This window comes from Rossellomorea aquimaris, from assembly GCF_003315075.1.
Lineage (GTDB): Bacteria > Bacillota > Bacilli > Bacillales > Bacillaceae_B > Rossellomorea > Rossellomorea aquimaris_C.
Window position 1 is genome coordinate 42,912 of record NZ_QNRJ01000013.1, and the last position, 6,725, is coordinate 49,636.

The following is a 6,725-nucleotide window of genomic DNA, read 5'->3' on the forward strand; positions in this document are numbered from 1 at the left end:
ATTAATTTACAAAATCCTTCTTTTTCTTAAAAATTTTTAATGGAAATCATTTCTTCCATGCTCGTACCCCACACCAGTCATTCACACATTTCCCCCTCGCCCATATACATAAAAAGAATAAATATCATAAAATCGAAAGTCGTGACGATATCCCATGAGTAAATACATGGATTACACCTCTGATGAAGCACAATTCTCTTTTGATGTGAATAAAAGTCCCTTATATAAAAAAGACAATGAAAATTTAATAAATATCTTAGGGGTAAATCAGTTGAATACATTGGATAACTCTTCGCTGCTTGATATCTATTTAAGTAAGCATAATTTTGTGGAACCACACTACCATCAGAACGCAGCTGAACTGGTTTATTGTATTTCTGGGGGAGCTACCGTTTCCATGCTCAATCCATTTACAAAACAAATTCTGAATTACCGTATCTCTCCAGGACAGGTAGCCAATGTCCCACAAGGCTGGTGGCATTATGAGGAAGCCTCCCAAGATCAAACTCACCTTTTGGCCATTTTCAACGCCCCTACCCCGGAAGTAGTACTTGGTTCAGATATCTTAAAGTTAACGCCATCAAGTGTCATGGCTTACAATTATTGTATGGATGAAGCCGAATGGATAAAAACGACTGAAAAAGTGAAACCAAGTACTTACATTGGTCCGGCTTGCCTAGAACCTCAAAGGCATTCATCTACACGACAGTCCCATTTCACCTATTCCCCATACCACTATCAATATCAACCAAACCCTTATTATTATCGTCAGTGCGTTCCCAAAACCTTTTAGAAAGCGGAAGGAAATTTGTTATAAGATCAAATGAATAGAATTTCTAAATACAACCATACTATATTTTGTAAACACGATTCAATGGGCTATAGCCAAGCGGTAAGGCATCGCACTTTGACTGCGACATGCGTTGGTTCGAATCCAGCTAGCCCAGTATTAAAAGCGGAGGCGGCTTGTTCTGCCCCGACAAGCATAAGGCGAAGCTGCTGAAAAGGCGGCTTTTTGCCTTTTTGGCAACTTTGACTTATGACCTCGAGGGGCTAGCCGCCGGAGCTGGATATTAGAAAAGCGGAAGGGCTTTGTTCAGAGGCGACAAGCATAAGATGAGGCACCCGGAAAGGCGTTTTTTGCCTTTTTGGGTGCCTTATCTTATGACCTCGAGCCTCTAAGCCCTGGAGCTGGACAATCTAAAAGCGGAGGCGGCTTGTTCAGCCCCGACAAGCATAAGGCGAAGCTGCTGAAAAGGCGGCTTTTTGCCTTTTTGGCAGCTTTGACTTATGACCTCGAGGGGCTAGCCGCCGGAGCTGGATATTAGAAAAGCGGAAGGGCTTTGCACAGAGGCGACAAGCATAAGATGAGGCACCCGGAAAGGCGTTTTTTGCCTTTTTAGGTGCCTTAGCTTATGACCTCGAGCCTCTAAGCCCTGGAGCTGGACAATCTAAAAGCGGAGGCGGCTTGCTCAGCCCCACAATCATATTGAAAACGGCAGGCACTTTTCAAAAAGTGCCTGCCGTTTTCAATCCAACCTATTATTCATTATACATTTAGCTACTTTTCTTCAACGGTCTGTTCTTGTTCGCTAGGCTTTGTAATCCCTCTGGATTGTATCCGACCACCAGCTTTTTACCGTCTGTTAACAAGGGTCTGCGGAGAAGTTTTGGCTCTTCAATAATTAATTTAATCACTTCTGATAGAGGTAATTCGTTCACATCTTTCCCTAAGTCTTTGAAGGTTTGGCTTCTTGTAGCCAATATTTCATCGAGTCCGTCGGTGGTCAGGGACAGTAGCTCCATTAGCTCTCTATGGGTAGGCGTCTCTCTGAATAGATGTCTTTCATCAAAATCAACGGAATGGGCAGTCAACCATTTCTTGGCTTTACGGCAAGAGGTACAGCTTGGATAAGTAAAAAATGTCAGGTTATTCACTTTCATGACCTCCTTAAATTTAAGCTTGCATGTTCATGATACGTTAAACATATTGTACATTAGTTGTATAACTTTTGTATAGTAATATCCCTTGGAAAATTGTGAACTTTTTATAAACAATGAATGAATCAAGCTATAATAGGCTTTCCATTCATATCCATTCTTTTTCTCGAGGCTTATAATAGAGTTATTAACCACAAAATTGAGGTGTTCCTTGAATGGATATGACACTGAAGGTTACAAGCGTACTTTCAGACCCGACCCGGTATTCCATTTACTTGTACATTTGTGAGAGAAAACATGAGCTTTCAGTTCAAGACATCGCCGAGAAGTTTCATATTCACCCGAATGTTGCCCGTCTACACCTATCAAAGCTGGAAGAGATCCGAGTGTTGCAATCAGAATATGTAAAGACCGGCAAAGGCGGCAGGCCAGGCAAACGATATATTCCTTCTGAAGAAGTCGTGCAGTTATCCTTTCCTCCCCGTGACTTCCGTTTACTTAGCGATCTCACCATTGCCTCATTAGCTAAGCTCGGAGAAGAAGGGTTCAGGGTTTTGGTGGAGACAGGATATGAGTACGGTAAAAGCTTGGTGGACCACTACCTTGAAAGCCGTAACCTATCCTTAGGTGGGGTAACTCAAGCTGAAAAGTTGCAAGTTTTATCACAAATTGCCAAATCAATCGGCTTTACTTTAGATGAGTCAATCAGTGATGCGGATCCCATCAGGTTCCACTATGATCATTGCCCTTTTAATGAAAATGCTCAGCTGGAACCCTTGTTCATATGCGGTTTACACAACGCGTTATTAAAAGGTATGTTTGAAACTCTATACTCTGTGGAAGAATTTAAACAAGAAGAAAATATGATAAATGACTGTTCCACGTGTAGATATCACGTAATCGTCACAAACTAAAAGCAAACGGATATTTACTTTTATGGTAGTATTCATTTATAATATTGAATGATGGACTTAGGGTGCAAAGGAGGGTTACATATGGATCGTATGTTTAGAGTTCTTGGATTTTGGACTGGTATATTTGCTGTAATGTTCTATCTTGGTGATATGACCACGACATCATTAATCTTTTTAGGCCAAACAGGATTCTTCATTATGCTTAGCTATTTAAAACTGTCCGAACGTATGTATATTTACATTTTCGGTGCTTACTTAACAGTGTTCTTTGCTGGATTTACTTACTGGACGACCTTTATGATGACTCCGGGTGCAGGAGGACACTAAAAAAAATTCCCTTTAGCTTATGGCTCAAGGGATTTTTTTTGTGCAATTTAAAACCCATTTAAAAATGGATTTGAATCCATCTCACCTTCAATCGATGTTTCCGGACCGTGACCAGGTAGAACCGTCGTATTCTCTGGCAACGTTAACAACTTTTCATGAATGCTTGCCAGCAGCTCTTTATGATTTCCTCCAGGCAAATCGGATCGCCCGATACTGCCCATAAATAACGTATCTCCCGCTAATACAATTCCACTTTCTTGTACATAATAAGAAATACTACCAGGTGAATGACCAGGGGTTTCAAATAACTGCAGCTTAAAATCACCAATGGTCAGATGTTTTTCATTTGTTAATATGTAATCAGCAGGCTTAAGTCGGATCAGGTCACCCATCATGAATAATTGTGACCCGTTTAATGAAGGATCCAGTAACCACTTAGCTTCTTTCTCGTGGACATATACCGGAATGCTATAATTGTCACGTACTTGATCAACTGCTCCAATATGATCAAAATGAGCGTGAGTAAGGAGAATGGCTAACGGAGTATACGAATGATTCTCTAACCACTGAATCAGCTTCTCCCCTTCTCCACCCGGATCGACGACCAGGCATTCATTTTTTGTGTTCCATAGAATATAGCAGTTGGTTTGTAAAGGTCCTAACGGAATTTGTTTCCACTGCAACGTCTCCACCTCCAAATGTGATACTATTATTGTAGCAGAACTTATCACATCATAAAAACATGGTGGATAGAGCGCCATAGAAGTGTCAAATTTTTGACCTCGACAAACAGAGGAAAAAAATATAAAATGTTAATGAGTGCATTTATGTACATATGGTTATCAGGTAGTAAAACGCATTTTAATGAAAGGGGTCATATAAATGGGTCTTGTAATTATTACAGCATTGGTTACATTATTAGCATTGTTTGCAGTAGTAAGCACTTTCAAAAACAAGAATGCCATGGGAATTCTTTTCTCACTGGCAACATTAGGCATTTTTGGTTGGTTTACAATTATGACTGTCCTTCACTCTGGTTACCCAGGTGGGAATTAATTAAACAAATGAATCATCATAAAAAAGCCTTCCGTTTCATAACGGAAGGCTTTTTTCCTTTTAACTAGGGTACCCGAAAGTTATGTAGGCACTAAAAAGTACCCTATAGACCTTTACAATGGGTACGTTATAATAGAAATAAGTTTAAGATGATCAGGATAATAGCCAATGTAGCGGTCTATCCTATATGGAAAGAATCGTTCTGGAACGGAGGTTTATTCATGAAAAAATATAATATACCTGTAGAGGCTTCCTTAGAAGTCATCGGGGGCAAGTGGAAAGTTGTGATTCTCTGTCATTTGATCAAAAGCAAGCGAAGGACCAGTGAATTGAAGAAACTGATGCCTGGAATCACTCAGAAAATGCTGACGCAGCAGCTGAGAGAGCTCGAAGCTGATGGAGTCATCAATAGAATTATTTACAATCAAGTTCCCCCGAAAGTAGAATACGAATTAACGGAGTATGGATGGTCATTAAAAGGACCTTTAGATATGCTATGTGCATGGGGAGAACAGCATATTGAAAAAACCTATCCTGACAAAAGCGAAGTGTTGGTGGATAGTGAGGAAGCATAGTTCAGCAAACCAATGGGGTGAGTATCTTTAAGATACCCACCCCTTATTTGTTGCTTATGGTTCTAGTCTACGCTGTACAGAAGAAAGTTTCCCTTCCATTGTCGACTTCTTATCACGGCGGTCATCGATTCGAATATTTGTTGCCACTCGTTTGATCCCCTGTTGGAAAGGCGATTCATGAATGTCTTGTATGACCTGAAACAAAACGGGAAGATCCCCCTCGATGATGGTATTCATCGGAGTCAGTTGAAAACGGATTTCCCCTTTTTCCTCATACTCTTTAAGTATTCTATGTAAGTCCGCTACATAGGAACTTACACTTGGTGATTCCGTCCCGATTGGAATGACTGTTACATCAACGATTGCCATTATAGATCTGCTCCTTCTTCTTTCAGTAGTTGAATGATGGTTGAGTCCGTCAAATCGATTACTTTCTCAAGTTGATTTCCATATAAACAATAGTCCCCATTTGGTGAACACTGAATAGGTTCTAAAGGAAGATCCTCAAAAAGAACATTTTCTCCTCCAGAAACCGTATCCCATTCTTCTAATGAGAATGTCCCAGAGTAAGTATCAAAGGAACCCGGTTCATTTGCCACGAAAGTAATCAACTGACCCTTCCCTTCTATCATATCATAATAAGGAATTAACCAATCAGAATAACGGCTCAACAGATCTACTGTAAATTCTGACTGAATCTCACCATTTGCAGTAATGAATTGATACGCAAACGGACCTTCTTCTTCACGAGAAAAGATAGATAAAAGAGAATCCTTAAATTGATTGAAGTGGACGCTTGTATCCACAATCATTTCCTTCTCACCACCCTGAATATTCTGGGATATGAGTGGAGCCGCAACGCTGATTTCTTCCTTATTCCAATCTTGAAAAAGAATGGAAGATTTTGATTGCCACTGAACAAATGGCTGCTCTACTTCAATAGAATCCATTGTTCCCTCTTCTACATCAATATGAAAAACTTGAAAGCTCCAATCTTCGCTGAAGCTGGTCATGAGTAAAGCATTGTCATCAAACTGGTTCCAAGAATGAGTCAGTTCGTAGGATGGAATGTCTTCCTGAAATAGCACCTCTCCTGCTCTGTCTATTATCGTCACCCGGGCTGAATACGAGGCAGGTGCAGAATGTATGAGTATTTTTTTCCTATCGGGTGAGATGCTTGCACTCACAAATGACGAAGGAATACCATAGATTTTCTTATTGCTTCCATCATAGAGATTATATATATATAAAGAGGATAGATCATCATCATTTTGTACGGATAGAATCTCTGAATCTGAAAGCCAGCCTATGTTTTCTACAAAACGGTCCTGAGCAAGAATTCCTGCAACGACTTCCTTGTTTTCAGGCTTCTCTTTCACGGGGGGAGAAGTTTGAGTTTGTTCAGTTTGACAAGCTGACAGCCACAGAATACTTATTAGAAAAAACAGCAATACATTTACCTTTTTCTTATTCATAATCCTTCTCCCTCCCTCCATTCTTTTCATACTAATTAGTACGTTTCAAAGCAGAAAATGTTTCAAAATTATTAAAAAAACATTACAAAAATCCAAAAAAGTGATGACCAGATGTTCACTCGCACACCATTTGGGTCACCACGATCGGTTATTCTTTAAATAGGATGATGATTTATTTTACTCCTGATTTTCACTTTGTACAATAGTTATTTATGGAACCTGTCAAAAGATTTTTCGATTCATTTTTTATGATAAGTCGAATTTCATACAGTCTTGTCGGGGCTGAGCGAGCCGCCTCCGCTTTTGTTTCATCCAGCTACGGCGGCTAGCCCCTCGAGGTCATAAGCTAAATTGGCCAAGAAGGCAAAGAACGCCTTCCCAGCCAATTCATCTTATGCTTTTCGGGGCTGAGCGAGCCGCCTCCGCTTTTGTTTCCT

Annotated in this window: 9 protein-coding genes and 1 tRNA gene; 6 read left to right on the forward strand and 4 right to left on the reverse strand. The window is 40.2% G+C overall.

The window, feature by feature from the left end; genetic code table 11:
* The first annotated feature begins 154 nt into the window (after positions 1-154).
* The gene (locus DET59_RS15190; RefSeq protein WP_113970490.1) at positions 155-793 is read left to right on the forward strand and encodes a cupin domain-containing protein; all 639 of its coding nucleotides are present in this window, start codon (positions 155-157) and stop codon (positions 791-793) included.
* Positions 794-875: 82 nt separating this feature from the next.
* Positions 876-947: transfer RNA gene (locus tag DET59_RS15195), tRNA-Gln, on the forward strand.
* A 610-nt stretch (positions 948-1,557) separates the two neighbouring features.
* Here DET59_RS15195 and DET59_RS15205 read toward each other — a convergent pair.
* Positions 1,558-1,938, reverse strand: a complete 381-nt coding sequence (locus DET59_RS15205; RefSeq protein ID WP_113970492.1) for a Spx/MgsR family RNA polymerase-binding regulatory protein — start codon at positions 1,936-1,938, stop codon at positions 1,558-1,560.
* Positions 1,939-2,156: 218 nt separating this feature from the next.
* Between DET59_RS15205 and DET59_RS15210 the strand changes: the two genes are divergently transcribed.
* A complete protein-coding gene (locus DET59_RS15210; RefSeq protein ID WP_113970493.1) occupies positions 2,157-2,855 on the forward strand; it encodes a helix-turn-helix transcriptional regulator in 699 nt (232 codons plus the stop codon).
* 81 nt (positions 2,856-2,936) lie between these two features.
* A complete protein-coding gene (locus DET59_RS15215) occupies positions 2,937-3,182 on the forward strand; it encodes a DUF2626 domain-containing protein (RefSeq protein ID WP_113970494.1) in 246 nt (81 codons plus the stop codon).
* Positions 3,183-3,229: 47 nt separating this feature from the next.
* Here DET59_RS15215 and DET59_RS15220 read toward each other — a convergent pair whose 3' ends face one another.
* A complete protein-coding gene (locus tag DET59_RS15220) occupies positions 3,230-3,865 on the reverse strand; it encodes an MBL fold metallo-hydrolase (protein ID WP_113970495.1) in 636 nt (211 codons plus the stop codon).
* Positions 3,866-4,064: 199 nt separating this feature from the next.
* Here DET59_RS15220 and DET59_RS15225 point away from each other — a divergent pair, with 199 nt between their 5' ends.
* Positions 4,065-4,238 carry a DUF2759 domain-containing protein gene (locus DET59_RS15225; RefSeq protein WP_113970496.1) on the forward strand — a complete coding sequence of 58 codons (174 nt, stop codon included), beginning with the start codon at positions 4,065-4,067 and terminating at the stop codon, positions 4,236-4,238.
* 221 nt (positions 4,239-4,459) lie between these two features.
* The gene (locus tag DET59_RS15230) at positions 4,460-4,813 is read left to right on the forward strand and encodes a winged helix-turn-helix transcriptional regulator (RefSeq protein ID WP_113970497.1); all 354 of its coding nucleotides are present in this window, start codon (positions 4,460-4,462) and stop codon (positions 4,811-4,813) included.
* A gap of 54 nt (positions 4,814-4,867) precedes the next feature.
* Here DET59_RS15230 and DET59_RS15235 read toward each other — a convergent pair whose 3' ends face one another.
* Complete coding sequence (locus DET59_RS15235; RefSeq protein ID WP_113970498.1) at positions 4,868-5,182, reverse strand: MTH1187 family thiamine-binding protein; 315 nt, start codon at positions 5,180-5,182, stop codon at positions 4,868-4,870.
* A complete protein-coding gene (locus DET59_RS15240) occupies positions 5,182-6,288 on the reverse strand; it encodes a YqgU-like beta propeller domain-containing protein (protein WP_113970499.1) in 1,107 nt (368 codons plus the stop codon). Before DET59_RS15240 ends, DET59_RS15235 begins: the two co-directional genes overlap by 1 nt.
* Positions 6,289-6,725 lie beyond the last annotated feature (437 nt).